This window comes from Nocardioides sp. (assembly GCF_041913365.1).
In the GTDB taxonomy this organism is placed as follows: Bacteria; Actinomycetota; Actinomycetes; order Propionibacteriales; family Nocardioidaceae; genus Nocardioides.
Genome location: NZ_JAYSFM010000005.1, coordinates 306057 through 332207, shown reverse-complemented (window position 1 = coordinate 332207; position 26151 = coordinate 306057). Strand labels below are relative to the sequence as shown.

The window sequence follows — 26151 nt, the reverse complement described above, 5'->3', positions numbered from 1 at the left end:
GTCACGAAAGCCTCACCCTCGGGTCGAGGACGCTGTACACCACGTCCACGAGCAGGTTGGAGATGATCAGTGCCACGGCACCGAAGAGCGCGGTCGCCTGGACGACGGGCAGGTCCTTGCCGGTGACGGCCTCGAGCGCCCACCAGCCGATGCCCTTGATCTCGAAGATCCGCTCCGTGAAGATCGTGCCGGCCAGGAGCGTGCCGAAGTCGATGCCGAAGATGGTGACGACGGGGACGAGCGCAGCTCTCAGGCCGTGCTTGTAGATGATGGTGCGGGCCGGCAGGCCCTTGGCCTTGGCTGTGCGGATGTAGTCCTCGCTCAGCGACTCGACCATCGCACCGCGCGTGTAGCGCGTGTACTGGGTGCAGCCGAAGATGCCCAGGGCCACCCAGGCCAGGAACATCCCGGAGAACCACTTCCACGGGCCGTCGGCGATGGGCGAGAAGTAGCCGGTGTCGCTGAACAGCGGCACCTCGAACGTGATCGTGAGGTAGAGCCAGGTCAGCAGGGCGAAGAGGTAGTAGGGGATCGAGCTGATGAACAGGAAGCTCGAGACGAGCGCCTTGTCGGTCACGCTGCCACGCCTTCGCGCCGCCGCGACGCCGATGGGCACTCCGAAGAGGACGTAGAGCAAGGCGCCACCGATGGCGATCGAGAAGGTCGCCGGCATGCGGGAGACGAGCTCCTCCTTGACCGGGGCCTTCGTGCGGTAGCTGATGCCGAGGCACGGGGCGGCGCACTCGTAGTCGTTGGAGGCGATGGTGAGGGTGCGCCCGACGAAGACGCCCTTCACGAACTTGCCGTACTCCTCGTAGACCGGGTTGTTGTAACCCAGCGTCTTCTCGTACGTCGCCAGCCGCGCAGGGGTGCATCGGTTCTGGCTCTCGCGGTCACAGATCGGCTGGGCCGGGCTCGACGGGCCGTACCAGAACAACAGGAAGATCGCCATCGAGATCAACGTCACGACGAGGACTCCCGAGATCAGCCGCTTGACGACATACGCGAACATCGCAGGTCACTCTCCGGGGATGGTGGATGAGTCGGACCGAGGCACGACAGCCTACGTGGTCCGGGCTGCCGAGTGGGGGCTCCCGGTCCGGGAGCCCCCACCCGTCAGTGGTTACTACTGGGGAACTACATGATGCTCAGAGCGAGCACCAGGATCACTGCATGACGTACAGGTCCTTGTAGTTCGGGGCGCCGATCGAGCCATCGCCCGTCGGGTTGCCGATCTTGCTGCCGAAGACGAACAGGTCGTTGCGGAACGCGGTCGGGATGATCGGGAAGTACTCCGTCATGATCTTCTCGTCCAGCGCGCCCCAGGCGTCAGCCTGCTCCTCCATCGGAAGGGTCGCGATGTTGTCCATCTCGTCGTTGACGGAGGACTCGTCGAACTGAGCGGTGTTGTAGACAGCACCACCCTTCAGCAGCGGCGGGAGCATGGTCGAACCGGCGGGCCAGTCCGAGCACCAGTTGACGCCACGGAGGTTCAGCTTCTTGTTGACCTTGTTGTCGGGGTCGAGCCACACGTTGTAGGGCGACTCCTGGACCGGGATGGCCTTGACGGAGAAGCCGCCGGCCTCGAAGCCCTTGGTGATCTGGTCCTGAGCGGCCTTGGCCAGCGGGTCGACCTCGTAGAACACCATGGTGATCGGGTACGGCTCGTCACCGTAGCCGGCCTCCGCAAGGAGCTCCTTGGACTTCTCCGGGTCGTAGGTGATCTGCTCACCGTCGACCTGGAACTCCTTCTTCCCCGCCATGCCCGGAGGCATGAGGGAGTTGGCCGGCACGCGGGTCACGCCGGGCACCTCGCCACCGGCGATCCAGACGTCCTCGTAGGGGTAGGCGTACGCCAGGGCCTTGCGGACCTCGATCTCGGGGATCTTCTCGTAGTCGGGCGTCAGCATCGACACGCACTGCGAGGTCTGCTGCACCAGCCGTTCGCCGAGCTGGCCGTTGGCGTCGTTGTACTTGTCCGAGCCCAGGGCGGTGGAGACGGCGGTCTGGCTGTCGGAGTTGTCCGAGAGCATGATCTCGTCGACCTTGGCCTGGTCCTGGTTGAACTTGAACACGAACTCGTCGGCGTACTGGTGACGACCCGGGTCCGACTCAGCGGCCCACTGGTCGTTCTTCACGAGGACGAGCTCCTCGTTGGGCTTGTAGCTCTCCACCTTGTAGGGGCCGTTGGACAGCGGCTTGTTGCCGTAGTTCGGCGGCTTGGAGGCGTTGCCCAGCGGGGCCGGGCCCATCGCCATGAAGGCGCCCCAGTAGTCCATGTCCGGGAACGGGACGGCCATCTTGATGGTCACGTCCTGGCCGTCGACCGAGACACCGTCCCAGTTGGCGCACTTGGCGTCCTTGGAGGTGTAGGGACCCTCGTACTCCTCCGCGCCGGCGAAGTAGTGCTTGGAGTACTCGGTGCCCGGGCCCGAGGGGAACGCCTCGGAGTCCAGCGAGCGGCAGATGCCGAAGGCGACCTCGTCGGCGGTGACGGGCTTGCCGTCCTCCCACGTCGCGTCGTCACGGATGGTGAAGGTCCACTCCGTGAAGTCGTCGTTGGGGGTGCCCAGGTCGGTCGCGAGGTCGGGAACCAGGACGGGCTGGCCGTTCTCGTCGCGGACGTACTGGGTCAGCGAGCGGCTGGTCAGCGCCTGCTGGATGGAGTTGCCCGTGACGGACCAGCCGCCGGTCGGGTCGAGGGTGTCGGGTCCGGGGTCGCCGGGGAGGTACACCGTGATGGTGCCACCAGCGGTCGCGCCCTCGACGTCAGCAGCAGGCCCCTGACGCTCAGCGTCCTTGGTGCCTCCCTCCTGTCCACCGAAGTCCCTCTGCGTGCCCTCACCGCTGTCACCGTCGTCCGACGACCCGCCGCCACAGGCAGCGAGGGTCAGAAGAGCGGCACCAGCGACGAGCGCGAGCGGCTTGTTCCGCTTCATGCTGTCCAGCCTTTCTTTGTGTTTCTCACCGAGGACGGCGTCTCCGGCGACGATCGAGGACCCAGGGGGCCGAGGGGGTCCCTCAGCGGCGGGTCTTGGGGTCCAGGGCGTCGCGGAGCGCGTCGCCGAGGAGGTTGAGCGCGAGCACCAGGGCGACCACGCCGAGCAGCGGCTGCCAGAGGTACTGGGGGTACTCGCGGAAGAACGTCAGGTTGGTGCCCTTGAGGATCGTCTGACCCCAGGAGATGCCGTCGGTCACGCCGATGCCGAGGTAGGCCAGGCCGGCCTCGGCGGCCACGAAGGCGGGCAGCATCAGCGAGACGCTGATGATGATCGGCGCGGCCAGGTTGGGGAGCAGCTCCTTGAAGAGGATGCGCGAGGTCGGCATGCCCATCACCCGGGCCGCCTGGACGAACTCCCGCTCGCGCAGTGCCAGCACCTCACCGCGGATCAGGCGCGCGGTGCCCATCCAGCCCAGCGTCGCCAGCACGATCACGAGACTGAACTTCTGGATCGTCCCGTAGTTGTCGGAGAGGGAGAACCGCTCGTTGATGATCGGGGCCAGGGTCAGGGCCGCCAGGAGGTAGGGGATCGTCAGGAACATGTCGATGAAGAACGACAGCACCTTGTCGACCGCCCCGCCGAGGAAGCCGGCGAGCAGCCCGACGACGATGCCGAGGAGGCTCGCGAACACCGTCGCCGAGGTGGCGATCAGCAGCGACACCCGGCAGCCGTAGAGCCAGTAGGCGAGGTTGTCCTCACCCGTGCGAGGCGCGACACCCATCGGGTGCTCCCACGTGAACGAGCCGTTCGGCGGGCCCGTCTCGGGCTTCGGCAGACCGTTGTTGAGGCCGTCGACGCGCTCGCTGGCGAGTGGCGTCTCGAGGCTCACCCCGAACAGGCTGCTGATGGGGCCGGCGAAGACGGCGCAGATGATGAAGAACAGCACGATGACCGCGCAGACGACGGCGATCTTGTCGCGGGCCAGACGGCCCATCGCGATCCGCATCGGCGACTTGCCGGAGATCTCCTTGGCCTGCTGGCTGTTGGGATCCTGCTGCGGCTCGTCGGTCAACGAGCCAAGCGTCTCCGGCCCTGCGGTCTCTGCCGACATGCTCTCCCCATCTGGTTCGGGACTGTCTCAGCGCGCTCCGGGGGTCCCCCGGGGGCGGCGCCGAAACGGGACTCTATGTGACCTGCGACCCACGCACGATCACTGACGCGTAACGATCCAGTTACGACCGGTTAACCACCCTGTGGCGGCAAACCTCCCGAGGATCACTCCTCGTGCGGGACGTCCTTCGCAGGCACGGCGTCCACACCGGCTTCCTTGCGCTGCTCGGCTGTGATGGGGGCAGGCGCCGCCGTGAGGGGGTCGTATCCGCCTCCGGACTTGGGGAAGGCGATCACGTCGCGGATCGAGTCGGTGCCGGCGAGCAGCGCGACGATGCGGTCCATGCCGACCGCGATGCCGCCGTGCGGGGGCGCGCCGTACTTGAACGCGTCGAGCAGGAAGCCGAACTTCTCCTGCGCCTCGTCCTCGTCGAGGCCCATCACCTTGAACACCCGCGTCTGGACGTCACCGCGGTGGATACGGATGGACCCACCACCGAGCTCGTTGCCGTTGCAGACGATGTCGTAGGCGTAGGCCAGCGCGCTGCCGGGGTCGGTGTCGAAGGTGTCGAGGAACTCGGGCTTGGGACTGGTGAAGGCGTGGTGCACGGCCGTCCAGGCGCCGGCGCCGACGGCGACGTCACCACTCGCGACCGCGTCGGAGCTGGGCTCGAAGAGGGGCGCGTCGACGACCCAGGTGAAGGCGAACTCGGAGTCGTCGAGCAGCCCGCCGCGGCGGCCGATCTCGAGGCGGGCGGCGCCGAGCAGCGCACGGCTGCTCTTGGCCGGTCCGGCGGCGAAGAAGATGCAGTCGCCCGGCGCGGCGCCGACGTGGGCGGCCAGGCCGTCACGCTCGGCGTCGGTGAGGTTCTTCGCGACCGGTCCCCCGAGCTCGCCGTCCTCGGCGATCGTGACGTACGCCAGGCCCTTGGCGCCGCGCTGCTTGGCCCAGTCCTGCCACGCGTCGAACTGGCGGCGCGGCTGGCTGCCGCCGCCCGGCATCACGACGGCGCCGACGTAGTCGGCCTGGAAGACCCGGAAGGTGGTGTCCTTGAAGTAGTCGGTGCACTCGACGAGCTCGAGGCCCATGCGGAGGTCGGGCTTGTCGGAGCCGTACTTCGCCATCGCGTCGGCGTACGTCATGCGTGGCAGGGGTCGCTGCATGGTGTGGCCGGCCTGCGCCCACATCGCCTCGAGGACGTCCTCCATCAGCGTGATGACGTCCTCCTGGTCCACGAAGCTCATCTCGATGTCGAGCTGGGTGAACTCGGGCTGCCGGTCGGCGCGGAAGTCCTCGTCGCGGTAGCAGCGCGCGATCTGGTAGTAGCGCTCCATGCCGCCGACCATCAGCAGCTGCTTGAACAGCTGCGGGCTCTGCGGGAGGGCGTACCAGCTGCCGGGCGCCAGGCGGGCCGGCACCAGGAAGTCGCGGGCGCCCTCGGGCGTGGAGCGGGTCAGGGTCGGCGTCTCGACCTCGACGAAGCCGCGCTCGTCGAGGACGTCGCGGGCGGCCTTGTTGATCTTGCTGCGCAGGCGCAGGGCGGCGTTGGGGCCCGAGCGGCGCAGGTCGAGGTAGCGGTGCTTGAGCCGGGCCTCCTCCCCCACCTCGCCACCCTTGTGCCCCTGCGCGTCGTCGATCGGGAACGGCAGCGGCGCGGCCGCCGAGAGCACCTCGACACCTGCCGTGCCGGGAAGCGCGACGACCTCGATGTCGCCGGTGGCCAGGTTGGGGTTCTCGTTGCCGGCCTTGCGGGCCACGACCTCGCCGGTGACCTTGAGGCAGTACTCGCTGCGGAGGCTGTGCGCGACCTCCTCGTCGCGGACGACGACCTGCACGACGCCGCTGGCCTCGCGGAGGTCCAGGAACGCGACCCCGCCGTGGTCGCGACGTCGCGCCACCCACCCGGCGAGCGTGACGGTCTGGCCGACGTGCTCGGCGCGCAGGGCGCCGGCGTCATGGGTGCGGATCACTGGATCTCCTCTGAAGTGCTGGGGGTGTCGCTGGGGGTGGCGGTGCTGATGATGCGGGGCCGGAGGTCGGCCTCGGGTGGCGCCCAGGTGGCCCAGTCGGCGTCGACCTGGTCGCCGGTGCGGATGTCCTTGACCTGCCCCGAGCCATGGGCCTGCAGGAACCAGACGTAGGGGATGCCGCGCCGCTCGGCGAAGCGGATCTGCTTGCCGAACTTCGCCGGGGTCGGCGCGACCTCGCAGGCGATGTCGCGGGCCCGCAGGGCACTCGCGACGGCGGTGCTCGCAGCCCGGTCCTCCTCGGCGTTGAGCGCGACGAGCACCACGCTCGGCACGGGCCGGTCGCCGGCGAGCACGCCGTCGGAGATGAGCGGGACGAGCGTGCGGGAGACGCCGAAGGAGACGCCCACGCCGGGATAGGTCGTACGACCGTCGCTGGCCAGGGCGTCGTAGCGCCCTCCCCCGCCGACGGACTTCAGCCGCTCGTAGCCCTCCATGAAGACCTCGACCACGGTGCCGGTGTAGTAGTCCAGGCCGCGGGCGATGCGGAGGTTGGCCTCGACGCCGACCCGCTCCCCGGCGACGGCCCGGCAGCCCTCGACCACGGCGGCGAGCTCCTCGAGGCCCTGGTCGAGCAGCTCGTCCTCGACACCCAGCGCCCGCACCTTCTCCACGAACGAGGTGTCGGCGACGCGGATGGTCGCGAGCTCGAGGCAGCGCTGCGCCTGCTCGGGTGTGGTGCCGACCCGCTCGACGAGCATGGTCGCGACCTCGTCGGCCGGCAGCTTGTCGAGCTTGTCGATGACCCGGATGGCGTCGGTGACGTCGTCGATGCCCAGCCCGCGGTAGAAGCCCTGGATCAGCTTGCGGTTGTTGAACTGGAAGGACAGCCGCGGGATCGGCAGCCGGGAGAGGGCGTCGACCATCACCGACATCACCTCGACGTCGTGGTGGAAGGGCAGCTCGTCGCGCCCGACGATGTCGACGTCGGCCTGGGTGAACTGGCGGTAGCGCCCCTCCTGCGGCCGCTCGCCCCGCCACGCCGGCTGGACCTGGAACCTCCGGAACGGGAACTCGAGGTGCCCCGCGTGCTCGAGGACGTAGCGCGCGAACGGCACGGTGAGGTCGAAGTGCAGGCCGAGCTCGGCCTTGGCGTCGGGGTCGGCGGCGATCCGCTGGAGGACGTAGATCTCCTTGTCGACCTCGCCGCCCTTGGCGAGCCGCTCGACGGGCTCCACCACGCGGGTCTCGATGTTGGCGAAGCCGTGCAGCTCGAAGGTCCGCGACAGCGACGCGATCACCTCGCGCTCGACGGCGCGCTGCGCAGGCAGCAGCTCGGGGAACCCGCTCAGCGGGCTGATCTTGCTCATCACAGGTCCTGGAGGTAGGGGTTGGTGGCGCGCTCGCGGCCGATGGAGGTCTGCTCCCCGTGGCCCGGGAGGACGACGATGTCGTCGGCCAGCGGGAGTACCTTGTCAGCCAGGCTGCGCAGCATGGTGGCGTGGTCGCCTCCGGGGAGGTCGGTCCGCCCGATCGACCCCGCGAAGAGCAGGTCGCCGGAGAACATCACCTCCGACACGTCCTGCTGGGCGTACGGCGTGCGGAAGGTGACCGAGCCCTGCGTGTGCCCCGGCGTGTGGTCGACGACGAACCGCAGGCCTGCCAGCTCGAGCTCGTCGAGGTCGGACAGCTCGCGCACGTCGTCGGGCTCGGCCCACTCGTAGGCGCCGCCGAGCAGCATCTGCGTGGTCTCGCGGCTCATCCCGGCCATCGGGTCCGTGAGCAGGTGCCGGTCGCTGGGGTGGATCCACGCCGTCGCGTCGTAGCTGCCCGCCACCGGCGCGACGCACCACATGTGGTCGACGTGCCCGTGGGTGACCAGCACGCTGACCGGCTTGAGCTTGTGCTCGCGCACCACCTGGTCGACGCCTGCCGCAGCGTCCTTGCCCGGGTCGATGACCACGCACTCCGACCCGGGACCGGTCGCCACGACATAGCAGTTGGTCCCCCAGGGTCCGGCGGGGAAGCCGGCGATGAACACTGGCGTCAGTCCTTGCTTGTCGTTGCTCGTCTGTTGCCCGTCGCACTGGGGTCGGGCGAATCCTTCGGTGGGAAGCCTACCGAGGGCTCTCCTCGCCATGACTACGATGGGCGACCATGAGCGCCGACAAGCAGTCCCGAGACGACTCGGCACCGGGCGAGATGCCCTGGGGCCGGGTGGCCGAGGACGGCACCGTCTACGTCCGCACCGCCGATGGGGAGCGATCCGTCGGGTCCTACGAGGCCGGCACGCCGGCCGAGGCCCTGGAGTTCTTCACCAAGCGCTTCGAGGAGCTGGAGGGCAAGGTCCACCTGCTCGAGCAGCGCGTGGCCTCCGGTCGGCTGGCACCCGAGGAGGCGACCTCCTCGATCAAGTCACTGCGCGAGCAGGTGGTGGACGCCCACGCCGTCGGTGACCTGGTCTCCCTCGCCGCCCGCCTCGACGCCCTGGCGCCGGTCGTCGCGGTGCAGCGCGCCGCCCGCAAGGAGGAGCGCGCCCAGAAGAGCGCGGAGTCCAAGGCGGAGAAGGAGAAGCTCGTCGCCGAGGCCGAGCGCCTCGCCGAGGGCACCGACTGGCGCAACGGGGCCAACCGCTTGCGCGAGCTGCTCGCGACCTGGAAGGAGCTGCCCCGCCTCGACCGCGCCACCGACGACGCGCTGTGGCGGCGCTTCTCCACCGCCCGTACGACGTACACCCGGCACCGCAAGGCGCACTTCGCCGAGGAGCACGAGCGTCGTGACGGCGCCCGGGTCATCAAGGAGCGGCTCGCCACCGAGGCCGAGTCGCTCTCGACCTCCACCGAGTGGGGCCCGACCGCGGGCCGCTACCGCGACCTGATGCGCGAGTGGAAGGCCGCCGGCCCAGCGCCGCGCGAGGTGGACGACCAGCTCTGGCAGCGCTTCCGCGGCGCCCAGGACACCTTCTTCGGTGCCCGCGACGCCGCCAACGCCGCGCTCGACCAGGAGTTCGCCGCCAACGCCGAGGTGAAGGACCAGATCCTCGTCGAGGCCGAGGCGCTCGTCCCGGTGACCGACCTCGAGGCCGCCAAGAAGGCCTTCCGTGACCTCGCCGACCGCTGGGACGCCGCCGGCAAGGTGCCCCGCGACCGGATGAAGGAGCTCGAGGGCAGGATGCGGAAGGTCGAGCAGGCCATCCGCGCCGTCGAGGACGAGCAGTGGAGCCGCAGCGATCCCGAGAAGTCCGCGCGCGCGGACGACATGATCACCAAGCTCGAGACCGGCATCGCCGAGACCCAGGCCAAGCTCGACAAGGCCACCTCCGCGGGCGACGCGAAGAAGGTCAAGGACCTCGAGTCCGAGCTGGCCAACAAGCAGGCCTTCCTCGACATGGCCAAGAAGGCCGCCGCCGACTTCAGCTGAACAGTGCTCTTGGCGCTCGCTCCGCTCGCGCGTGCTCGGCGCCCTTCAAGACGTCGTCTTCCCTCCTCGCTCCCGACCTGCCTCGCTGCGCTCGTCGCGCTCGCTCGCTCGTCAGTCCAGACAACGTCGGGCGCCGAGCGCAAGGGCTGAGGTACAAGGACGCCGGCCGCCTCGTGCTGGGGTACTTAGGGACGTTCTGGTAGGTCATCCGGCTTCCGGACCACCAGAATGTCCCTAACTACCCCGCGAGCGGAGCGAGCGCCAACTACGCCGTGACGCGGTAGGCGTCGAAGACGCCGGGGACCGCGCGGACGGCGCGGAGGACGCCGTCGAGGTGGGCGGCGTCGGCCATCTCGAAGGAGAAGCGGCTCTTGGCGACCCGGTCGCGGGTGGTGGAGAGGGTGGCGCTGAGGATGTTCACGTGGGCGTCGGAGAGCGCCATGGTGATGTCGGAGAGCAGGCGGGCCCGGTCGAGGGCCTCGACCTGGATGTTGACCAGGAAGGTCGACTGCGAGGTCGGCGCCCACTCCACCTCGAGCACCCGCTCGGGCTGGCCGAGGAGGCTGGCGGCGTTGGTGCAGTCCTTGCGGTGGACCGACACTCCCCCGCCCTTGGTGACGAAGCCGAGGATCGGGTCGGGCGGCACGGGGGTGCAGCACTTGGCGAGCTTGACCCAGAGGTCGTCCACACCCTTGACGATGACGCCGGAGTCGGTGGGGCCACGCTTGGCCGCGCGCGACCGCCCGGTGATGGTGACGCCCTCGGCGAGGTCCTCCTGGGCGCCCTCGTCGCCGCCGTGCAGGTCGATGACGCGGCGTACGACGGCCTGCGCGCTGAGGTTGCCCTCGCCGACGGCGGCGTAGAGCGCGGAGACGTCGGCGTGGTGGAAGTGCTCGGCCACCAGGGCGAGGACGTCGTGGGTCATCAGGCGGTTGAGGGGCAGGCCCTCCTTGCGCATGAGCTTGGCGATCTGGTCCTTGCCGTGCTCGATCGCCTCCTCGCGGCGCTCCTTGGTGAACCACTGGCGGATCTTGGAGCGGGCACGCGGGGACTGCACGAAGTTGAGCCAGTCCCGGGACGGACCCGAGGTCGGCGACTTGGAGGTGAAGACCTCGACCACGTCGCCGTTGTCGAGGGTGGACTCGAGCGGGACCAGCCGCCCGTTGACCCGCGAGCCGATGGTGTGGTGACCCACCTCGGTGTGCACGGCGTAGGCGAAGTCGACCGGCGTGGCGCCCATCGGCAGCGGGATCACGTCGCCGCGCGGGGTGAAGACGTAGACCTGCTGCTGGTTCATCTCGAAGCGCAGCGACTCCAGGAACTCGCCCGGGTCCTCGACCTCGCTCTGCCAGTCGAGCAGCTGGCGCAGCCAGGTCATGTCGTCCTTGTCACCGAGCTTGTCGGTGTCGACGCCGGCCTTGGTGTTCTCCTTGTACTTCCAGTGCGCGGCGACGCCGTACTCGGCGCGGCGGTGCTGGGCGAAGGTGCGGATCTGCACCTCCACCGGCTTGCCCTGCGGGCCGATCACCGTCGTGTGGAGCGACTGGTACATGTTGAACTTCGGCATCGCGACGTAGTCCTTGAAGCGCCCCAGGACCGGGTTCCACCGGGAGTGGATGACGCCGAGCGCGCTGTAGCAGTCGCGGTCCTCGTCGACGAGGATGCGGATGCCGACGAGGTCGTAGATGTCGGAGAAGTCGCGGCCGCCGACGATCATCTTCTGGTAGATCGAGTAGTAGTGCTTGGGGCGTCCGGTCACCTTGGCGTTGATCCGCGCGGCCTTGAGGTCGTGCTCGATCTCGGCGACCACCTCGGCCAGGAACTGGTCGCGCGAGGGCGCCCGCTCGGCGACCATCCGCACGATCTCGTCGTAGATCTTCGGGTGGAGGGTGGCGAAGGCGAGGTCCTCGAGCTCCCACTTCAGCGTGTTCATGCCGAGGCGGTGGGCCAGCGGGGCGTAGATGTCGAGCGTCTCGCGCGAGGAGCGCTCCTGCGAGGCCGCCGGCACGTAGCGCAGCGTGCGCATGTTGTGGAGCCGGTCGGCGAGCTTGATGACCAGCACCCGGATGTCGCGCGACATCGCCACGATCATCTTGCGGATCGTCTCGGCCTGCGCCGAGTCGCCGTACTGCACCTTGTCGAGCTTGGTCACGCCGTCGACGAGGAGCGCGACCTCGTCGCCGAAGTCGGCACGCAGCTCGTCGAGGGTGTACGGCGTGTCCTCGACCGTGTCGTGCAGGAGGGCCGCGACCAGCGTCGGCTCGGTCATGCCGATGTCGGCCAGGATCGTGGTGACGGCGAGCGGGTGGGTGATGTAGGGGTCGCCGCTCTTGCGCATCTGGCCGGTGTGCCACTTGTCGGCGACGGCGTAGGCGCGCTCGAGCAGGGCGAGGTCGGCCTTGGGGTGGTTGGCCCGCACGGCGCGGAAGAGCGGCTCGAGGACGGGGTTCGACGACGGTGGCCGAGTGCCGACGCGCGCCAGCCGCGCCCGCATGCCGCGCGCGGTCAGGGCGGCCCCCTTGGGCTCCTGCGCGGGCGCCTGCTCCTCAGCCATGGGGCCAGTCTAGTGAGCGGTCGTGCAGGTCAGACCGTCAGCAGGGAGGTGACGGGGAGGTCGCCGGTCACGGACCGCGGGTCGAGGAAGCTCAGCTCCATCAGGACCGACGCTCCGACGGCCGTGCCGCCGCACGACTCGATGAGCTGACGGGTCGCCGCGGCGGTGCCGCCGGTGGCGAGCACGTCGTCGACCATCAGCACGCGCTCCCCCTCCGCGATGCCGTCCGTGTGCACCTCGAGAGTCGCCTCGCCGTACTCCAGGCTGTAGGAGACGGCGTGCGTCTCGCGCGGGAGCTTGCCGGCCTTGCGGACCGGCACGAAGCCGATGCCGAGGGCGAGCGCGACGGGCGCTGCGAGGATGAAGCCGCGGGCCTCCATGCCCACGACCTTGTCGACCACGAGGTTGCCGTGGTCGTCGCGACCGGCGGCCGCGAGGGCGGCGATGATCGCGGAGAACGCGTGGTGGTCGGCGAGGACCGGGGTGATGTCCTTGAAGGTCACGCCGTCCTGGGGCCAGTCGGCGACGTCGACCGTGAGCCGCTTCAGCGCCTCCTGGGCCGTACGCCGGTCAGGCATCGCCGGGCTCCCGGCCGGGCTCCTGGCCGAGCTCGGGACCCGGGGACTCGACCTTGGCGATCGCCGCACGGGCGATCTCGATCTCCGTGCCGGGGGCGATCTGGAGGCGGGCCTTGTCGTCGGTGACCGAGGTGACGGTGCCGAAGATGCCCGACGACATCATGACCCGCTGACCGACCTCGATGCTGTTCTGCAGGGCCGTGACCTCCCGCTGCCGCCGCTGCTGGGGGCGGATCACCATGAACCAGAACAGGGCCAGGATGGCCACGAGGGGCAGGAGTGCAGCGAGGTCGTTCACGGTCGGGGATCTCCTCGGATCGGCGCGGGGGTGAGCGCGTGGAGTCTACGCGGCGGACCCCCGCGGCTCACACCTCGTCGAAGAGGGTGGAGTCGACGGTCGGCATCGGCGGCGGCGTGAGGCCGAGGTGGTGCCACGCAGCCGGTGTCGCGACGCGACCGCGAGGGGTGCGCGCGAGCATGCCGGTGCGGACGAGGAACGGCTCGGCAACCTCCTCGACGGTCTCGCGCTCCTCCCCCACTGCGACGGCCAGGGTCGAGATGCCGACCGGCCCACCGCCGAAGCGCCGGCACAGGACGTCGAGCACGGCGCGGTCGAGGCGGTCGAGCCCGGACTCGTCGACCTCGAACAGCTCCAGCGCGGACTGCGCGACCGGCAGCGTGAGGACGCCGTCGGCCCGGACCTGGGCGTAGTCGCGCACCCGACGCAGCAGCCGGTTGGCGATGCGCGGCGTGCCGCGGGAGCGCGACGCGATCTCGCTGGAGCCCTCGGACGTGAGGTGCACGCCGAGCAGGCCGGCGGAGCGGTGCACGATCCGGTCGAGCTCCTCGGGCTCGTAGAACTCCAGGTGCGCGGTGAAGCCGAAGCGGTCGCGCAGCGGCCCCGGGAGCAGGCCCGCTCGGGTGGTGGCGCCGACCAGGGTGAACGGCGGGATCTCCAGCGGGATGGCCGTGGCGCCGGGCCCCTTGCCGATCACCACGTCGACCCGGAAGTCCTCCATGGCCATGTAGAGCATCTCCTCGGCCGGCCGCGACATCCGGTGGATCTCGTCGACGAAGAGGACGTCGCCCTCGTTGAGGCCGGACAGGATCGCGGCGAGGTCACCGGCATGGGTGATGGCCGGGCCGCTCGTCAGCCGCAGCGGCGTGCCCATCTCGGCGGCGATGATCATCGCGAGGGTCGTCTTGCCGAGCCCGGGCGGGCCGGACAGCAGCACGTGGTCGGGGGCTCGCCCACGGCGGCGGGCGGCCTCGAGGACCAGCCCCAGCTGATCGCGCACGCGGGCCTGCCCGACCACCTCGTCGAGGGTCTTGGGCCGCAGCGCCGCCTCGACCGCGCGCTCGTCGCCGTCGGCCTCGGCGTCGGTCAGCCGCTGGAGGTGGCTGAGCTCGGCCTCGGAGAGGTCCTCGTCGGTGTCGTCCCAGTTCACGGATCAGGCCTTGCTCAGCGTGCGCAGGGCGGCCCGCAGCAGCGCACCCACGTCGGGGGCGTCACCGGCCTCGGGCGCGACCGCCTCCACCGCCTTGTCGGCCTCCTTGGCCGACCAGCCCAGTCCGACCAGCCCCTGCTGCACCTGGTCGCGCCAGGGCGCGCCCGCGCTCTCGGCAGCGGCTGGGTGGTGGACGCCGACCGGCGGCCCGATGCGGTCCTTGAGCTCGAGGATGATGCGTTGCGCGCCCTTCTGGCCGATGCCGGGGACCCGGGTCAGCGCCTTGACGTCCTCCGTCGCGATCGCGCGGCGTACGTCGTCGGGACGCATCACCGCCACGATGGCCTGGGCGACCTTGGGTCCGACGCCGGAGGCGGTCTGGGCGATCTCGAAGATCGACTTCTCGTCCTCGTCGAGGAAGCCGAAGACGGTCAGGCTGTCCTCGCGCACGACCATGCTGGTCGGCAGCGTCGCCTGACGCCCGACCCGCAGCGTGGCGAGCGTGCCGGGCGTGCACATCAGCTCGAGCCCGACACCTCCCACCTCGAGCACGGCGCTGGAGAGCGTGACGGCGGCGACCTCGCCGCGGACGAAGGCGATCATCGGGTCCTCACGTAGCTGGTGCGTCGGGGGCCGGCCTGGGCGACGGCGGCATCGATGCGCGACTGGGCCGAGCCCCGCCACACGTGGGTGATGGCCAGCGCCAGCGCGTCGGCGGCGTCGGCCGGCTTGGGCAGCTCGGCGAGACGGAGGATGCGCACCACCATCGCGCCGACCTGCGCCTTGTCGGCGCGACCGTTGCCGGACACCGCGGCCTTGACCTCGCTGGGGGTGTGCATCGCGATCGGCAGGCCGCGACGGGCGGCCACCACGAGCGCGATGCCGCTCGCCTGGGCGGTGCCCATGATCGTGCTGGAGTCGGAGCGGGCGAAGACCCGCTCGACGGCGACCGCGTCGGGCCGGTGCTCCTCGATCCAGGCGTCGAGGCCCTTCTCGATGCTGACCAGACGCTCGGCGACGGGCAGCGTGGAGGTCGTGCGGATCACCCCGACGTCGACCATCGACAGCGGCCGGCCGACACTGCCGTCCACCACGCCCACGCCGCACCGGGTGAGGCCGGGGTCGATGCCGAGCACGCGCACCCGCTCCACCTCTCTCCCTGCTCCGTCCGAACACATGTTCGTCCGGATCACGCTAACCCGCCCCGGGTGCGGGACGGCGTACGACACGCGGCGGGGCGGCAGCAGGAGGCGTCAGGCGTCGGCGGCCTCGAGCTCGGCCATCACGTCGGCCGGGATGTCGACGTTGGTGAAGACGTCCTGGACGTCGTCGAGGTCCTCGAGCGCGTCGACGAGCCGCATCACCTTGGCGGCACCGTCGGCGTCGACGGGGATCTCGAGGCTGGCGACCCACTCGACGTCGGCCGAGTCGTAGTCGATGCCGGCGTCCTGGAGCGCGGTGCGCACGCCGACCACGTCGGTGGCCTCGCTCTGGACCTGGAAGGCGTCGTCGAGGTCGTTGACCTCCTCCGCCCCGGCGTCGAGGGTCGCCTCGAGGACGTCGTCCTCGGTGACCTCGCGCTCCTCCTGCGACTTCGGGACCACGACCGTGCCCTTGCGCGTGAAGAGGCGCGAGACGGAGCCGGGGTCGGCCATCGTGCCGCCGTTGCGGGTGACCGCAGTGCGGACCTCCATGGCGGCGCGGTTCTTGTTGTCGGTCAGGCACTCGACCAGGAAGGCGACGCCCTGCGGGCCGTAGACCTCGTAGGAGATGCCCTGGTAGTCGACGCCGCCGGACTCCGCGCCGGAGCCGCGCTTGACCGCGGAGTCGATGTTCTTGTTGGGGACCGAGCTCTTCTTGGCCTTCTGGATGGCGTCGTAGAGGGTCGGGTTGCCGGCGGGGTCCCCGCCACCCTGCTTCGCCGCGACCTCGATGTTCTTGATCAGCTTGGCGAAGAGCTTGCCGCGCTTGGCATCGATCGCGGCCTTCTTGTGCTTGGTCGTTGCCCACTTGGAGTGGCCTGACATGAGTCCCTCTATCTATCGACGATCAGTGCGGTGCTCGGGCCGAGCGCACCAGGTCCACGAACATGCCGTGGACCCGGTCGTCGCTGCCGACCTCGGGATGGAACGAGGTCGCCATCAGGGGGCCCTGGCGCACCGCGACGATCCTACCCGCGGCGGGTCCGTCCTCGACCCGAGCCAGCACCTCGACGTCGGCCTCGACCGACTCGACCCACGGCGCGCGGATGAAGACGGCCCGCACCGGGTCGGCGAGCCCCTCGAGGTGGAGGTCCTCCTCGAAGGAGTCGACCTGGCGGCCGAAGGCGTTGCGACGCACCGTGATGTGCAGCCCGCCGATGGTCTCCTGCCCCGCCGCGCCGTCCTCGATCCGGTCGGCCAGCATGATCATGCCGGCGCAGGTCCCGAAGGCGGGCAGCCCGTCGCGCACCGCCTCGCGCAGCGGCTCGAGCAGGTCGAAGATGCGGGCCAGCTTGACCATCGTGGTGGACTCCCCGCCCGGGATGACGAGGCCGTCGCACGCCGCGAGCTCCGCGGGGCGTCGTACGGTGATCGGGTCGGCACCCAGCGAGCCGAGCGCGGCCAGGTGCTCGCGGACGTCGCCCTGGAGGGCGAGCACGCCGATGGTCGGATTCACGAACGCCGATCCTAGGGGCGGGGCCGAGCCGTAGGGTCAGGGCCCATGAGGCTCCCCCGACCGGCCGCGCTGTGCGCCGCCCTGCTGGCCCTGGCCCTCACCGCTTCCGGGGTGTCGACCGCGGCGCCCGCGAAGCCCGACGGCCAGCGCACGGTCGACGGCTGGCCGGTGCGTACGCCGTCGAGCCTGGGGCTGCGCGGCGGCGTGCTGGAGGCGGGGGCGAAGGAGGCGAAGCGGCTGGACTCCACCTGCTTCGCGGTCGTCAAGGACGGCAAGCTCGCCTTCGAGGCGAGCTGGCGGATGGAGCGCGACGTGCCGCGCGAGGTCTTCTCGATCACGAAGTCCGTCGCGAGCACGCTGGTCGGCATCGCGGTCCGCGATGGGGACCTGCGCCTCGACGACCGGGTCTCGACCTACGTCCCGCAGTGGCGCGGCACCCCGTCGGAGACGGTGACGGTGCGCAACCTCCTCTCCAACGACAGCGGCCGCTTCTGGTCGATGCAGTCCGACTACGCCGACCTGCTGGCCGCGAAGAGCCGCACGAAGTACGCCATCGGGCTGACGCAGCAGCACGCCCCCGGCAGCGCGTGGGCCTACAACAACGCCGCCATCCAGGTCCTCGAGCCGGTGCTGGAGAAGGCGACCGGCATGCGAGTCGCGAAGTTCGCGCGCACGCGGCTGTTCGAGCCGCTCGGGATGACGAACTCGGAGCTCATCACCGATCGCTCCGACAACGCGGCGATGGTCTTCTACGGCCTGCGCACGACGTGCCTCGACCTCGCCAGGTTCGGGTCGCTGTACCTCGGCAGGGGCAGGGCCGGCGGCACCCGGTTGCTGGACACGAGCTACGTGAAGCGGGCCGTCGGCCGGTCGTCGACCGTGCACAACGCGGCCTACGGCTACCTGTGGTGGCTCAACCGGCCGGGCCGGATCCGCGGGGCGACCGACGCGGTCGACCCGCAGGGCCAGCCGCTGCGCCCAGTGACCGGCCAGCTGGCGGCGTACGCCCCCGAGGACGTGTACGCCGCGCTCGGCTTCGGCGGGCAGGTGCTACTGGTCGACCCGGGGAGCCGGACGATCGTGGTGCGCCTCGGCCTCCCCGCCCAGGCGGGCGAGGAGGGCTACGGCTTCGGCAACGCTGCTCGGGTGCTGACGCGGGCGCTGAGGTAGCGCCCGCGCGCAGTCACCGGAGCGTCACCAGCCGCGCTCGGCCAGGCGGTGCGGCTGCGGGATCTCGTCGACGTTGATGCCGACCATGGCCTCGCCCAGGCCGCGGGAGACCTTGGCGACCACGTCGGGGTCGTCGAAGAAGGTGGTGGCCTTGACGATCGCCTCGGCGCGCTGGGCCGGGTTGCCGGACTTGAAGATGCCGGAGCCCACGAAGACGCCCTCGGCGCCGAGCTGCATCATCATCGCGGCGTCGGCCGGGGTGGCGATGCCTCCGGCGGTGAAGAGCACCACCGGCAGCTTGCCCGCAGCGGCGACCTCCTTGACCAGCTCGTAGGGGGCCTGGAGCTCCTTGGCCGCGACGTAGAGCTCGTCCTCGGCCATGCCGTGCAAGCGGTTGAGCTCGGCGCGGATCGTGCGCATGTGGGTGACCGCGTTGGAGACGTCGCCGGTGCCGGCCTCGCCCTTGGAGCGGATCATGGCCGCGCCCTCGGTGATGCGGCGGAGCGCCTCGCCGAGGTTGGTGGCACCGCAGACGAAGGGGACGGTGAAGGCCCACTTGTCGATGTGGTTGGTGTAGTCGGCCGGGGTGAGCACCTCGGACTCGTCGATGTAGTCGACGCCGAGCGACTGGAGGACCTGCGCCTCCGCGAAGTGGCCGATCCGGGCCTTGGCCATCACGGGGATCGAGACGGCCTCGATGATGCCGTCGATCATGTCGGGGTCGCTCATCCGGGACACGCCGCCCTGGGCGCGGATGTCGGCCGGGACGCGCTCGAGCGCCATCACCGCGACGGCGCCGGCGTCCTCGGCGATCTTCGCCTGCTCGGCGGTGACGACGTCCATGATGACGCCGCCCTTGAGCATCTCTGCCATGCCGCGCTTGACGCGGCTGGTGCCGTGCTCGATGGGGGTCTCGGGGGTCTGCTCAGCCATGCCTCGATCGTAGTGCGGCCTCATCCCAAAGGATGCATCGGGACCGGGGTGGTTGAGCGCTTGATCAGGCGCTGGAGGCGGCCCGGGCGAGCGCCTGGCGGCGGACGACCCAGATGCGCTGGGCGACGGTCACGGTGGCGGCGATCGCGAGGGCCCAGAGGGCGACGTAGAGCAGCACCCAGAGGTCGAGCACGTCGGCGAAGAACGCCGGGACGAGCATGCCGACGAGGCGGTCAGGGCGCTCGGCGATGCCGACCTTGGCGTCGTAGCCGAGGTGGTCGGCCTTGGCCCGGGCGTACGACGTCACGGCGCCCATCACCAGGATGACGAGGCACAGCACCAGGTAGAGCCGGCTCTCGTGGTGCCAGGCGAAGAACAGCGCCAGGCCGCCGAAGAGGGCGCCGTCGGCGACGCGGTCGAGGGTGGAGTCGAGGAACGCACCGAAGTCGTCCTTGCGGCCGACCTTGCGGGCCATGGCGCCGTCGACGAGGTCGCTGAAGACGAAGGCGGTGATGAACAGGACGCCCTGCCACACCCAGCCCTGCGCGAAGAAGAACAGCGCGCCGAAGCTGACGCCCAGGGTGCCGACCAGCGTCACCACGTCGGGGCTGATGCCGAGGCGGATGAACAGGTTGATGAACGGCGCGAGCATGACGCCCTGCCAGAACTGCTTGAACCGATCGAGCACGGCGGCAGGCTACCGGGCGAGCAGCGCGGCGCGGACGTCCGCCACCGCGGCGGGCGCGCCGGTGACCGTCCAGTCCACCCCGGCGGCAGGTACGACGACGGACTCGCCGCCCGCGCCCCGGACGATCGCGGCGCCGGGGAGCCGGTCCCAGTCGGCGACCGAGTGCTGGAAGAGGACGTCCCACTGGCCGATCGCGATGGCCATGCAGTCCATCGTCCCCGAGCCGAGCATCCGCAGCGTGCCGACCTCGCCGAGCGCGCGGGCGAAGGCCTCCCCGACCTCACCGGCGTAGAACGGCGGGTGGAGGTAGGTGACGGCGCACCGGGCCTCGCGGCTCGTGTCGGGCAGTGGGTCGAGCGGGTTGCCGTCGCAGGTGCTGGGCAGGTCGGGACCGCCGACCCACGTGCGCAGGGTCGCGGCGTGGTGCACGGCGCCGAGCAGCACGTCGTCCTCGTCGTGGAGGGCGATCGCGCTGCACCACCAGTCGCTGCCGCGGGAGAAGTTGTAGGTGCCGTCGACCGGGTCGATGACCCAGGTGCGGCCCGACGTGCCGGGGCGGGACGTGCCCTCCTCGCCGACGACCGCGTCGTCGGGACGCTCGGCGGTGAGCTGCTGGACGATCAGCCGCTCGGCGGCGGTGTCGGCCTGGGTGACGATGTCGGAGCCGCTGGTCTTGCGCTCGATGTCGAGCCCCTCCGCACGGATCCGGGCGGCGAGCAGGGCGGCCTCGCGGACCAGGTCGGCGGCCAGCGCGGCGTCGGCGGCGAGGTCAGGCATCGGCCCACGCCCCGGCGAGCAGGTCGCGGGTGTCCTCGAGGAGCTGCGGGAGGGTCTTGGTGCCGCCGACGACGGTGATGAAGTTGGCGTCGCCGGTCCAGCGCGGCACGACGTGCTGGTGGAGGTGCTCGGACAGCGAACCACCCGCCGAGCGGCCGAGGTTGAGGCCGATGTTGAAGGAGTGCGGCTGGCTGACCTTCCGGATCGCGCGGAGTGACTGCTGGGTCATCGCCATCAGCTCGAGCGACTCCGCCTCGGTCAGGTCGGTGAGGTCCGCGACGTGGCGGTAGGGCAGCACCATCAGGTGACCCGGGTTGTACGGGTGCAGGTTGAGGACGGCGTACGTCGTCTCGCCCCGCGCCACGACGAGCGCCTCGTCGTCGGGGCGGTGCGGGATCGCGCAGAAGGGGCAGCCCTCGTCGTCGACGACCGTGCGGACGTAGGCCATCCGGTGCGGCGTCCAGATCCGCTCGAGCGCGTCCTCACCGGTCGTGTCACTCATGCCGCGATCCTAGGGTGGGCGCATGACGTCGATCCGACCGGCCGGTGACGCCGACATGGCTGCCGTGGCCGACCTGTGGCACGAGGGCTGGCACGACGCCCACGCGGGCCACGTGCCAGACGGGCTGACCGCCGCGCGGACGCTGCCGGCGTTCCACGAACGCACGCCGGCACGCGTCGGCGACACGTCCGTCGCGGTCTCCGACGACGGCGCTCTGCTGGGCTTCGTGATGGTCGCGGACGACGAGGTCGAGCAGGTCTTCGTCGGGCGCGACGCCCGTGGCACCGGTCTGGCTCCCCTGCTGCTGGCCGAGGCGGAGCGGCAGGTGGCCGCGGCGGGGCACGTCTCGGCGTGGCTGGCCGTCGTGGCCGGCAACGCCCGGGCCCGCAGGTTCTACGAGAAGCAGGGCTGGACCGACGCCGGCGGCCTGCCCTACGAGGTCACCGCGGGCGGCCAGCGCTTCGTCTCGCCGTGCCGGAGGTACGTCAAGAGCGTCTGACGCTGTCGGCGTGAGTCCGCTCACGCTGCCACGCTCAGCCTGCGCTCCCGATTCGACATGGCCGGCGAGGCGTGTTGTCGTGGTGGGGCCGCAGGCAGTGGCCCTCGTCGTGGACGGGGCACCTCCCCTCGCGAGGTTGATCGCAGCCGCGGCCTCGACGCCCGTCCCGACGGTGTCGCGTCCGAGCGCCCCGAGGCGCACAACCCCCGTGAGGTCAGAAGCACGTGCGTGCCACCACCACACCCATCATGTCCCCCCGCCGTCGCGTCGCCGCCAGCACCGCCGTGGCCGCCCTCGCGCTCGGCCTCGTGCCCGGCACCGCATCCGCGCAGGAGGCCGTCGCCGTCAGCGTGAAGATCGCCGACCAGCCCGCCGTCGCCGTCGCGACCACGCCGCGCGTGTGGCCCGGCAAGCTGCTCGAGGCCCACGGCGTGCCCGTGGACGGCAACGACCTGGTCGCTGTCGTCCGCGACGGCCGCAAGGTCTCAGGCGGCAAGAAGCGCGTCCGCGAGGGCGACGTCGTCAAGCTCACCGAGGTCGAGAAGGTGCGCACCTCCAAGCGTGAGCGCGTCCGCCGCGGCACCGTCGAGATCGCGACCACGAAGCTGAAGCCCGGCCACCGCAAGGTCGTCCGTGAGGGCCGGCCCGGCGTGCGCAAGGTCGTCAAGCTGAAGACGCTGCACAACGGCGAGCAGGTCCGGTCGCGCGTGGTGAAGCGCAAGCTGGTCCGCGACCCGAAGCCACGCCGCGTGCTCGTCGGCCGCAAGCCGTTCTCCGTGCCGGGCACCGACGGCCTCAACTGGGGCGCGCTCGCCAACTGCGAGTCCGGCGGCAACCCCAACGCGGTCAACCCGGCCGGCTACTACGGCCTCTACCAGTTCGACGTGGGCACCTGGCGCAGCGTCGGTGGCTCCGGCCTCCCGACCTCCGCCTCCGCGGGCGAGCAGACCTACCGCGCCAAGCTGCTCTACAAGCAGCGCGGCCGCTCCCCCTGGCCGAACTGCGGTCGCCTGCTCTGAGCCGCCGCGCCTACAGTGGCGCATGGAGTGGTGGCAGACCCTCGTGGTGGCCCTCGTCAGTCCGGTGCTGCCGACCGGGGCCTTGTTCTGGCAGCAGCGTCGCGCCCACGATCGTGAGGATCGCATCCGCACGGAGGACCGCGTGGAGCGGGCCCGCGACCGATGGCGGGACGACCGCCTGAAGGCGTACACGCTCCTGCTCGTGCGGCTCAACGTCGAGCTGGACGCGCTTCGCTCGTCGATCAACGCCGTGGTGGACGACGATCCTGCGCCGCCCGCGGGCGACCTCGTGCTGGTCGAGGAGGCGCTCGCGGGCGTGCAGCTCGTCGGGTCGGCCCACGCTTCCGGCACCGCTGAGCACGCCTACACGCAGCTGCTCCTGGCCCAGGCCGCGGTCGAGGACGTGTCCCACCCGTTGGTCGCCGCCGTGGTGACGCAGCTCCAGGCCGAGCGCCAGGCCGTGTTCGAGGCGATCAGCGCCTACCGGGACGCTGCGCGAGCCGACCTGGAGGTCGCCTGACCGCTCGGGCGCACGTGTGCGGCAAATCGCCCCTCAGCGCCAGGCCTTGGCGAGGCGCTCGACGATCTCGGTGAGCCGGTCGGCCGACGTGGCGATGTTGAGGCGGACCTGGCCGGTGGTACCCGGCGCGTACGAGGCGCCGGGACTCACCATCACGCGGCCGCGATCGAGGGCGGCCGCGGCCGCGTCGTCGTGGCCGTAGGCCGAGGCGTCGAGCCAGGCGAGGTACGTCGCCTCGAGCGGGCGCATCCGCACCTCGGGCAGGTGGGCGGCGAGCAGCTCGCCGAGGAGGGCGCGCTGCTGGTCGAGGCGCTCGACCAGCGAGGCGAGCCACGGGTCGCCGTGGTCGTACGCGGCGCGGGCCGCGACGACGCCCAGCGGCGACCAGGAGTCGTTGCGCGACATCGGCTCGGCGGCCAGGAGCTCCCGGTCGGCGGCCGACGGCACCACCAGCTGCGCGCAGCGCAGGCCTGCGGTGTTGAAGGCCTTCGAGGCGGCGACGACCGCGACGGCGTGGTCGTGGGTGCCCTCGATCGAGAGGTACGACACGTGCTCGGCGCCGGGCAGCACGAGCGGAGCGTGGATCTCGTCGCTCACCACGCGGGCGCCGTGCCGGACAACCACGTCCCGGACGCCTTCGAGCTCGGCACGGGTGAAGACCCGGCCCCAGGGGTTGTGCGGCTGGGTCAGCAGCAGCGTCTGCGCGCCCTTGGCGAGGAGGCGGTCGAGCGCGTCGAGGTCGATCTCGCACCGGTCCGCGGACGTCGGGACCTCCAGCAGGTGCTCGGTGCGGCCGGTGACCTCGGCGAGGCGGTGCTGCGCGTTGTAGCCCGGCGTCGGGAACACCACCCCGCCCGGCCCGCTGAGCACGTCGATCGCCAGCCGCACGCCGGCCGTCACGTCGACCACCGCCTGCACGGCCTCGGGCTCGGGCGCCCAGCCGAAGTGCCGCCCCGCCCAGGCGGCGTACGACGTGGCGAGCGCCTCGTCCCGCGCGAGCGGGTAGCCAGTGATCCCGTCGGCGAGCGCCCGCTGCACCGCACCGAGCACCACCGGGTCGACGGCGTAGTCCATCTCCGCGACCCACGCCGGGATGACGTCGTCGGGCACGCCCCACTTCAGCGGCAGCGCCCGCCGCGCCTCCTCGTCGGTGAGGTCCACGACCGGGCGACGCGGTTTCGAGGCTCGCTGCGCTCGCGCCTCAACCATCGAGAGGTCGCTCAGACCTGCTCGCGGCTCGCGACCGCCGCGGCCACCCGCTCGATCGCGTCCGCGAGCGGCACGCCGTTGTCCTGGCGCCCGTCGCGGTAGCGGAAGCTGACCGCACCCTTCTCGACGTCGTCGTCACCGGCGATCAGCATGAACGGCACCTTCTGCAGCTGCGCGTTGCGGATCTTCTTCTGCATCCGGTCGTCGGAGTCGTCGACCTCGACGCGCAGCCCCTGGGCCTTCATCTGCCGCGCGATGTCGAAGAGGTAGTCGTTGTGCCGCTCCGCGATCGGGATGCCCTGGACCTGGACGGGCGCCAGCCAGGGCGGGAACGCGCCGGCGTAGTGCTCGACCAGGACGCCGATGAACCGCTCGATCGAGCCGAACTTCGCGGAGTGGATCATCACCGGCTGCTGGCGGGTGCCGTCGGCCGCGACGTACTCGAGGTCGAAGCGGTCGGTCGAGGGCTGGTTGAAGTCGTACTGGATGGTCGACATCTGCCAGGTGCGACCGATCGCGTCGCGCGCCTGCACCGAGACCTTGGGACCGTAGTACGCGGCCCCGCCGGGGTCGGGCACGAGCTCGAGGCCCGACTCCTCGCAGACCTTGCGCAGCACCTCGGTGGCCAGCTCCCAGTCCTCGTCGGAGCCGATGAACTTGTCGGGCTTGGAGTCGTCGCGGGTCGACAGCTCGAGGTAGAAGTCGTCGAGGCCGAAGTCGCGGAACAGGCCGAGGCAGAAGTCCAGCAGGTGCTGGATCTCACCGGGCGCCTGCTCCGGGGTGACGTAGGAGTGCGAGTCGTCCTGGGCGAAGCCGCGGACGCGGGTCAGGCCGTGGACCACGCCGGACTTCTCGTGGCGGTAGACCGAGCCGAACTCGAAGAGCCGCAGCGGCAGCTCGCGGTAGGAGCGCTGGCGCGAGCGGTAGATGAGGTTGTGCATCGGGCAGTTCATCGCCTTGAGGCGGTAGTCCATGCCGTCGACGTCGAGCGCCGGGAACATGCCCTCGCCGTAGTAGGGCAGGTGCCCGGAGGTGTAGAACAGCCCCTCCTTGGCGATGTGGGGGGTGCCGACGTACTCGAACCCCTCCTCGATGTGCCGCCGGCGGACGTAGTCCTCCATCTCCCGCTTGATCACGCCGCCCTTGGGGTGGAACACGGGCAGGCCGGAGCCGATCTCGTCGGGGAAGGAGTAGAGGTCGAGGTCGCGGCCGAGCTTGCGGTGGTCGCGCCGCTCGGCCTCCTCGATGCGGTGCAGGTGCGCCTCGAGCGCCTCCTTGGACTCCCAGGCGGTGCCGTAGATGCGCTGGAGCTGCTTGTTCTTCTCGTCACCGCGCCAGTACGCCGCCGCGCTGCGCATCAGCTTGAAGGCGGGGATCCGCTTGGTGGTCGGCAGGTGCGGGCCGCGGCACAGGTCGGACCACTTGGCCTCGCCGTTGCGGCCGATGTTGTCGTAGATGGTCAGCTCGCCGGCGCCCACCTCGACGCTCGCACCCTCGGTGCCCTCGGTGCCGGCGCCGCCCTTCAGCCCGATCAGCTCGATCTTGTAGGGCTCGTCCTTGAGCTCGTCGATCGCGTCGGCGTCGGTGGTGACCCGGCGCTCGAAGCGCTGGTTCTCCTTGATGATCTTGCGCATCGCGGACTCGATCTTCGCCAGGTCCTCGGGCACGAACGGGGTCTCGACGTCGAAGTCGTAGTAGAAGCCGTTGTCGATCGGCGGGCCGATGCCGAGCTTGGCCTCCGGCCAGAGCTGCTGCACGGCCTGCGCCATCACGTGCGCGGTCGAGTGGCGCAGGATGTCGCGGCCGTCGGCGCTGTCGATCGCCACCGCCTCGACCTCGTCACCGTCGGCCAGCTCGTAGGACAGGTCCTTGAGCGCGCCCGCGACCCGCGCGGCCACGACGTCGGCGTCGTCGCGGAACAGCTCCCAGGCCTTGGTGCCCGTCGTGACCGCGGTCTCCGCACGCTGATCGGCGTGGATGCGGACGACCTTGATCTCGGACACGAGAGCTCCTTCTGAGCGGGTGGATGGGAGGGACGGATGCCCCCCTCGATGCTATCGGCCGCCCTGCCGCGGGCTCACCCCGGTTTCGGTTCACCCGGGTGGAATGACGACGACGGGCGCTGGCTCCTCACTGCGTGAGGTGGAGCCGGCGCC

The 26151-nt window shown here is 70.8% G+C and carries 25 protein-coding genes; 5 read left to right on the top strand and 20 right to left on the bottom strand.

From position 1 onward, the window contains the following. Nucleotide 1 precedes the first annotated feature (1 nt). The 6 genes from ACE3QY_RS14445 to ACE3QY_RS14420 all read right to left on the bottom strand — a co-directional run bounded on the left by ACE3QY_RS14445 (nucleotide 2) and on the right by ACE3QY_RS14420 (nucleotide 8061). Nucleotides 2-1012, bottom strand: coding sequence for an ABC transporter permease (locus tag ACE3QY_RS14445; protein WP_374456717.1), 1011 nt, complete (start codon nucleotides 1010-1012; stop codon nucleotides 2-4). 154 nt (nucleotides 1013-1166) lie between these two features. Continuing rightward, nucleotides 1167-2939, bottom strand: coding sequence for an ABC transporter substrate-binding protein (locus ACE3QY_RS14440; RefSeq protein WP_374456716.1), 1773 nt, complete (start codon nucleotides 2937-2939; stop codon nucleotides 1167-1169). Between the two features lie 82 nt (nucleotides 2940-3021). Beyond that, the gene (locus tag ACE3QY_RS14435; RefSeq protein WP_374456715.1) at nucleotides 3022-4053 is read right to left on the bottom strand and encodes an ABC transporter permease; all 1032 of its coding nucleotides are present in this window, start codon (nucleotides 4051-4053) and stop codon (nucleotides 3022-3024) included. Nucleotides 4054-4217: 164 nt separating this feature from the next. Next, a complete protein-coding gene (gene aspS / locus ACE3QY_RS14430) occupies nucleotides 4218-6023 on the bottom strand; it encodes an aspartate--tRNA ligase (RefSeq protein WP_374456714.1) in 1806 nt (601 codons plus the stop codon). Beyond that, nucleotides 6020-7390 (bottom strand): histidine--tRNA ligase, encoded by a 1371-nt coding sequence (gene hisS / locus ACE3QY_RS14425; protein ID WP_374456713.1) that lies wholly within the window; start codon nucleotides 7388-7390, stop codon nucleotides 6020-6022. Before hisS ends, aspS begins: the two co-directional genes overlap by 4 nt. Next, the gene (locus ACE3QY_RS14420) at nucleotides 7390-8061 is read right to left on the bottom strand and encodes an MBL fold metallo-hydrolase (protein ID WP_374456712.1); all 672 of its coding nucleotides are present in this window, start codon (nucleotides 8059-8061) and stop codon (nucleotides 7390-7392) included. Before ACE3QY_RS14420 ends, hisS begins: the two co-directional genes overlap by 1 nt. 116 nt (nucleotides 8062-8177) lie before the next feature. Between ACE3QY_RS14420 and ACE3QY_RS14415 the strand changes: the two genes are divergently transcribed. Then, complete coding sequence (locus ACE3QY_RS14415) at nucleotides 8178-9440, top strand: DUF349 domain-containing protein (RefSeq protein ID WP_374456711.1); 1263 nt, start codon at nucleotides 8178-8180, stop codon at nucleotides 9438-9440. A gap of 265 nt (nucleotides 9441-9705) precedes the next feature. Here ACE3QY_RS14415 and ACE3QY_RS14410 read toward each other — a convergent pair whose 3' ends face one another. The 8 genes from ACE3QY_RS14410 to pdxT all read right to left on the bottom strand — a co-directional run bounded on the left by ACE3QY_RS14410 (nucleotide 9706) and on the right by pdxT (nucleotide 16678). Beyond that, nucleotides 9706-11994: a bifunctional (p)ppGpp synthetase/guanosine-3',5'-bis(diphosphate) 3'-pyrophosphohydrolase gene (locus tag ACE3QY_RS14410; RefSeq protein ID WP_374456710.1), complete on the bottom strand. Its 2289-nt coding sequence runs from the start codon at nucleotides 11992-11994 to the stop codon at nucleotides 9706-9708. A gap of 29 nt (nucleotides 11995-12023) precedes the next feature. After that, nucleotides 12024-12572: an adenine phosphoribosyltransferase gene (locus ACE3QY_RS14405; RefSeq protein WP_374456709.1), complete on the bottom strand. Its 549-nt coding sequence runs from the start codon at nucleotides 12570-12572 to the stop codon at nucleotides 12024-12026. Further along, nucleotides 12565-12870, bottom strand: a complete 306-nt coding sequence (yajC, locus tag ACE3QY_RS14400; RefSeq protein WP_374456708.1) for a preprotein translocase subunit YajC — start codon at nucleotides 12868-12870, stop codon at nucleotides 12565-12567. Before yajC ends, ACE3QY_RS14405 begins: the two co-directional genes overlap by 8 nt. Before the next feature lie 67 nt (nucleotides 12871-12937). Then, nucleotides 12938-13960 (bottom strand): Holliday junction branch migration DNA helicase RuvB, encoded by a 1023-nt coding sequence (gene ruvB, locus ACE3QY_RS14395; protein ID WP_374456797.1) that lies wholly within the window; start codon nucleotides 13958-13960, stop codon nucleotides 12938-12940. 63 nt (nucleotides 13961-14023) lie between these two features. Beyond that, the gene (ruvA, locus tag ACE3QY_RS14390) at nucleotides 14024-14623 is read right to left on the bottom strand and encodes a Holliday junction branch migration protein RuvA (RefSeq protein WP_374456707.1); all 600 of its coding nucleotides are present in this window, start codon (nucleotides 14621-14623) and stop codon (nucleotides 14024-14026) included. After that, on the bottom strand, nucleotides 14620-15162 hold the full coding sequence (gene ruvC, locus ACE3QY_RS14385) for a crossover junction endodeoxyribonuclease RuvC (RefSeq protein ID WP_374456796.1): 543 nt from the start codon (nucleotides 15160-15162) through the stop codon (nucleotides 14620-14622). Before ruvC ends, ruvA begins: the two co-directional genes overlap by 4 nt. A gap of 111 nt (nucleotides 15163-15273) precedes the next feature. Continuing rightward, entirely contained in the window at nucleotides 15274-16047 is a 774-nt protein-coding gene (locus ACE3QY_RS14380; protein ID WP_374456706.1) for a YebC/PmpR family DNA-binding transcriptional regulator, read from the bottom strand. 22 nt (nucleotides 16048-16069) lie between these two features. Beyond that, on the bottom strand, nucleotides 16070-16678 hold the full coding sequence (gene pdxT / locus ACE3QY_RS14375) for a pyridoxal 5'-phosphate synthase glutaminase subunit PdxT (RefSeq protein ID WP_374456705.1): 609 nt from the start codon (nucleotides 16676-16678) through the stop codon (nucleotides 16070-16072). A 45-nt stretch (nucleotides 16679-16723) separates the two neighbouring features. Between pdxT and ACE3QY_RS14370 the strand changes: the two genes are divergently transcribed. Beyond that, nucleotides 16724-17848, top strand: a complete 1125-nt coding sequence (locus tag ACE3QY_RS14370) for a serine hydrolase domain-containing protein (RefSeq protein ID WP_374456704.1) — start codon at nucleotides 16724-16726, stop codon at nucleotides 17846-17848. A gap of 24 nt (nucleotides 17849-17872) precedes the next feature. Here the strand turns inward: ACE3QY_RS14370 and pdxS are convergent, their stop codons facing one another. From pdxS to ACE3QY_RS14350, 4 genes are all read right to left on the bottom strand, one after another. Continuing rightward, complete coding sequence (gene pdxS / locus ACE3QY_RS14365; protein WP_374456703.1) at nucleotides 17873-18781, bottom strand: pyridoxal 5'-phosphate synthase lyase subunit PdxS; 909 nt, start codon at nucleotides 18779-18781, stop codon at nucleotides 17873-17875. Nucleotides 18782-18845: 64 nt separating this feature from the next. Then, the gene (gene pgsA / locus ACE3QY_RS14360) at nucleotides 18846-19469 is read right to left on the bottom strand and encodes a phosphatidylinositol phosphate synthase (protein WP_374456702.1); all 624 of its coding nucleotides are present in this window, start codon (nucleotides 19467-19469) and stop codon (nucleotides 18846-18848) included. Nucleotides 19470-19478: 9 nt separating this feature from the next. Then, nucleotides 19479-20246 carry an inositol monophosphatase gene (locus ACE3QY_RS14355; protein ID WP_374456701.1) on the bottom strand — a complete coding sequence of 256 codons (768 nt, stop codon included), beginning with the start codon at nucleotides 20244-20246 and terminating at the stop codon, nucleotides 19479-19481. Then, entirely contained in the window at nucleotides 20239-20748 is a 510-nt protein-coding gene (locus tag ACE3QY_RS14350) for an HIT domain-containing protein (RefSeq protein WP_374456700.1), read from the bottom strand. The genes ACE3QY_RS14355 and ACE3QY_RS14350 overlap by 8 nt, the downstream gene beginning before the upstream one ends. A 22-nt stretch (nucleotides 20749-20770) precedes the next feature. Here ACE3QY_RS14350 and ACE3QY_RS14345 point away from each other — a divergent pair, with 22 nt between their 5' ends. From ACE3QY_RS14345 to ACE3QY_RS14335, 3 genes are all read left to right on the top strand, one after another. Further along, nucleotides 20771-21247, top strand: coding sequence for an N-acetyltransferase family protein (locus ACE3QY_RS14345; protein WP_374456699.1), 477 nt, complete (start codon nucleotides 20771-20773; stop codon nucleotides 21245-21247). A 248-nt stretch (nucleotides 21248-21495) separates the two neighbouring features. Further along, entirely contained in the window at nucleotides 21496-22266 is a 771-nt protein-coding gene (locus tag ACE3QY_RS14340; protein WP_374456698.1) for a transglycosylase family protein, read from the top strand. A gap of 22 nt (nucleotides 22267-22288) precedes the next feature. Continuing rightward, a complete protein-coding gene (locus tag ACE3QY_RS14335) occupies nucleotides 22289-22786 on the top strand; it encodes a hypothetical protein (protein ID WP_374456697.1) in 498 nt (165 codons plus the stop codon). Nucleotides 22787-22819: 33 nt separating this feature from the next. Here the strand turns inward: ACE3QY_RS14335 and ACE3QY_RS14330 are convergent, their stop codons facing one another. Next, nucleotides 22820-23947 carry a MalY/PatB family protein gene (locus ACE3QY_RS14330; RefSeq protein WP_374456696.1) on the bottom strand — a complete coding sequence of 376 codons (1128 nt, stop codon included), beginning with the start codon at nucleotides 23945-23947 and terminating at the stop codon, nucleotides 22820-22822. Nucleotides 23948-24006: 59 nt separating this feature from the next. Continuing rightward, nucleotides 24007-25998 carry a threonine--tRNA ligase gene (thrS, locus tag ACE3QY_RS14325; RefSeq protein WP_374456695.1) on the bottom strand — a complete coding sequence of 664 codons (1992 nt, stop codon included), beginning with the start codon at nucleotides 25996-25998 and terminating at the stop codon, nucleotides 24007-24009. Between the last annotated feature and the right edge of the window lie 153 nt (nucleotides 25999-26151).

Bases quoted from the DNA above. Each gene is read 5' to 3' on its own strand.
- ACE3QY_RS14445 (WP_374456717.1), bottom strand. From the start codon at position 1,012: ATGTTCGCGTATGTCGTCAAGCGGCTGATCTCGGGAGTCCTCGTCGTG.
- ACE3QY_RS14440 (WP_374456716.1), bottom strand. From the start codon at position 2,939: ATGAAGCGGAACAAGCCGCTCGCGCTCGTCGCTGGTGCCGCTCTTCTG.
- ACE3QY_RS14435 (WP_374456715.1), bottom strand. From the start codon at position 4,053: ATGTCGGCAGAGACCGCAGGGCCGGAGACGCTTGGCTCGTTGACCGAC.
- hisS (WP_374456713.1), bottom strand. From the start codon at position 7,390: ATGAGCAAGATCAGCCCGCTGAGCGGGTTCCCCGAGCTGCTGCCTGCG.
- ACE3QY_RS14415 (WP_374456711.1), top strand. From the start codon at position 8,178: ATGAGCGCCGACAAGCAGTCCCGAGACGACTCGGCACCGGGCGAGATG.
- ACE3QY_RS14410 (WP_374456710.1), bottom strand. From the start codon at position 11,994: ATGGCTGAGGAGCAGGCGCCCGCGCAGGAGCCCAAGGGGGCCGCCCTG.
- ACE3QY_RS14405 (WP_374456709.1), bottom strand. From the start codon at position 12,572: ATGCCTGACCGGCGTACGGCCCAGGAGGCGCTGAAGCGGCTCACGGTC.
- ruvA (WP_374456707.1), bottom strand. From the start codon at position 14,623: ATGATCGCCTTCGTCCGCGGCGAGGTCGCCGCCGTCACGCTCTCCAGC.
- ACE3QY_RS14380 (WP_374456706.1), bottom strand. From the start codon at position 16,047: ATGTCAGGCCACTCCAAGTGGGCAACGACCAAGCACAAGAAGGCCGCG.
- ACE3QY_RS14370 (WP_374456704.1), top strand. From the start codon at position 16,724: ATGAGGCTCCCCCGACCGGCCGCGCTGTGCGCCGCCCTGCTGGCCCTG.
- pdxS (WP_374456703.1), bottom strand. From the start codon at position 18,781: ATGGCTGAGCAGACCCCCGAGACCCCCATCGAGCACGGCACCAGCCGC.
- ACE3QY_RS14355 (WP_374456701.1), bottom strand. From the start codon at position 20,246: ATGCCTGACCTCGCCGCCGACGCCGCGCTGGCCGCCGACCTGGTCCGC.
- ACE3QY_RS14350 (WP_374456700.1), bottom strand. From the start codon at position 20,748: ATGAGTGACACGACCGGTGAGGACGCGCTCGAGCGGATCTGGACGCCG.
- ACE3QY_RS14345 (WP_374456699.1), top strand. From the start codon at position 20,771: ATGACGTCGATCCGACCGGCCGGTGACGCCGACATGGCTGCCGTGGCC.
- ACE3QY_RS14340 (WP_374456698.1), top strand. From the start codon at position 21,496: ATGTCCCCCCGCCGTCGCGTCGCCGCCAGCACCGCCGTGGCCGCCCTC.
- ACE3QY_RS14335 (WP_374456697.1), top strand. From the start codon at position 22,289: ATGGAGTGGTGGCAGACCCTCGTGGTGGCCCTCGTCAGTCCGGTGCTG.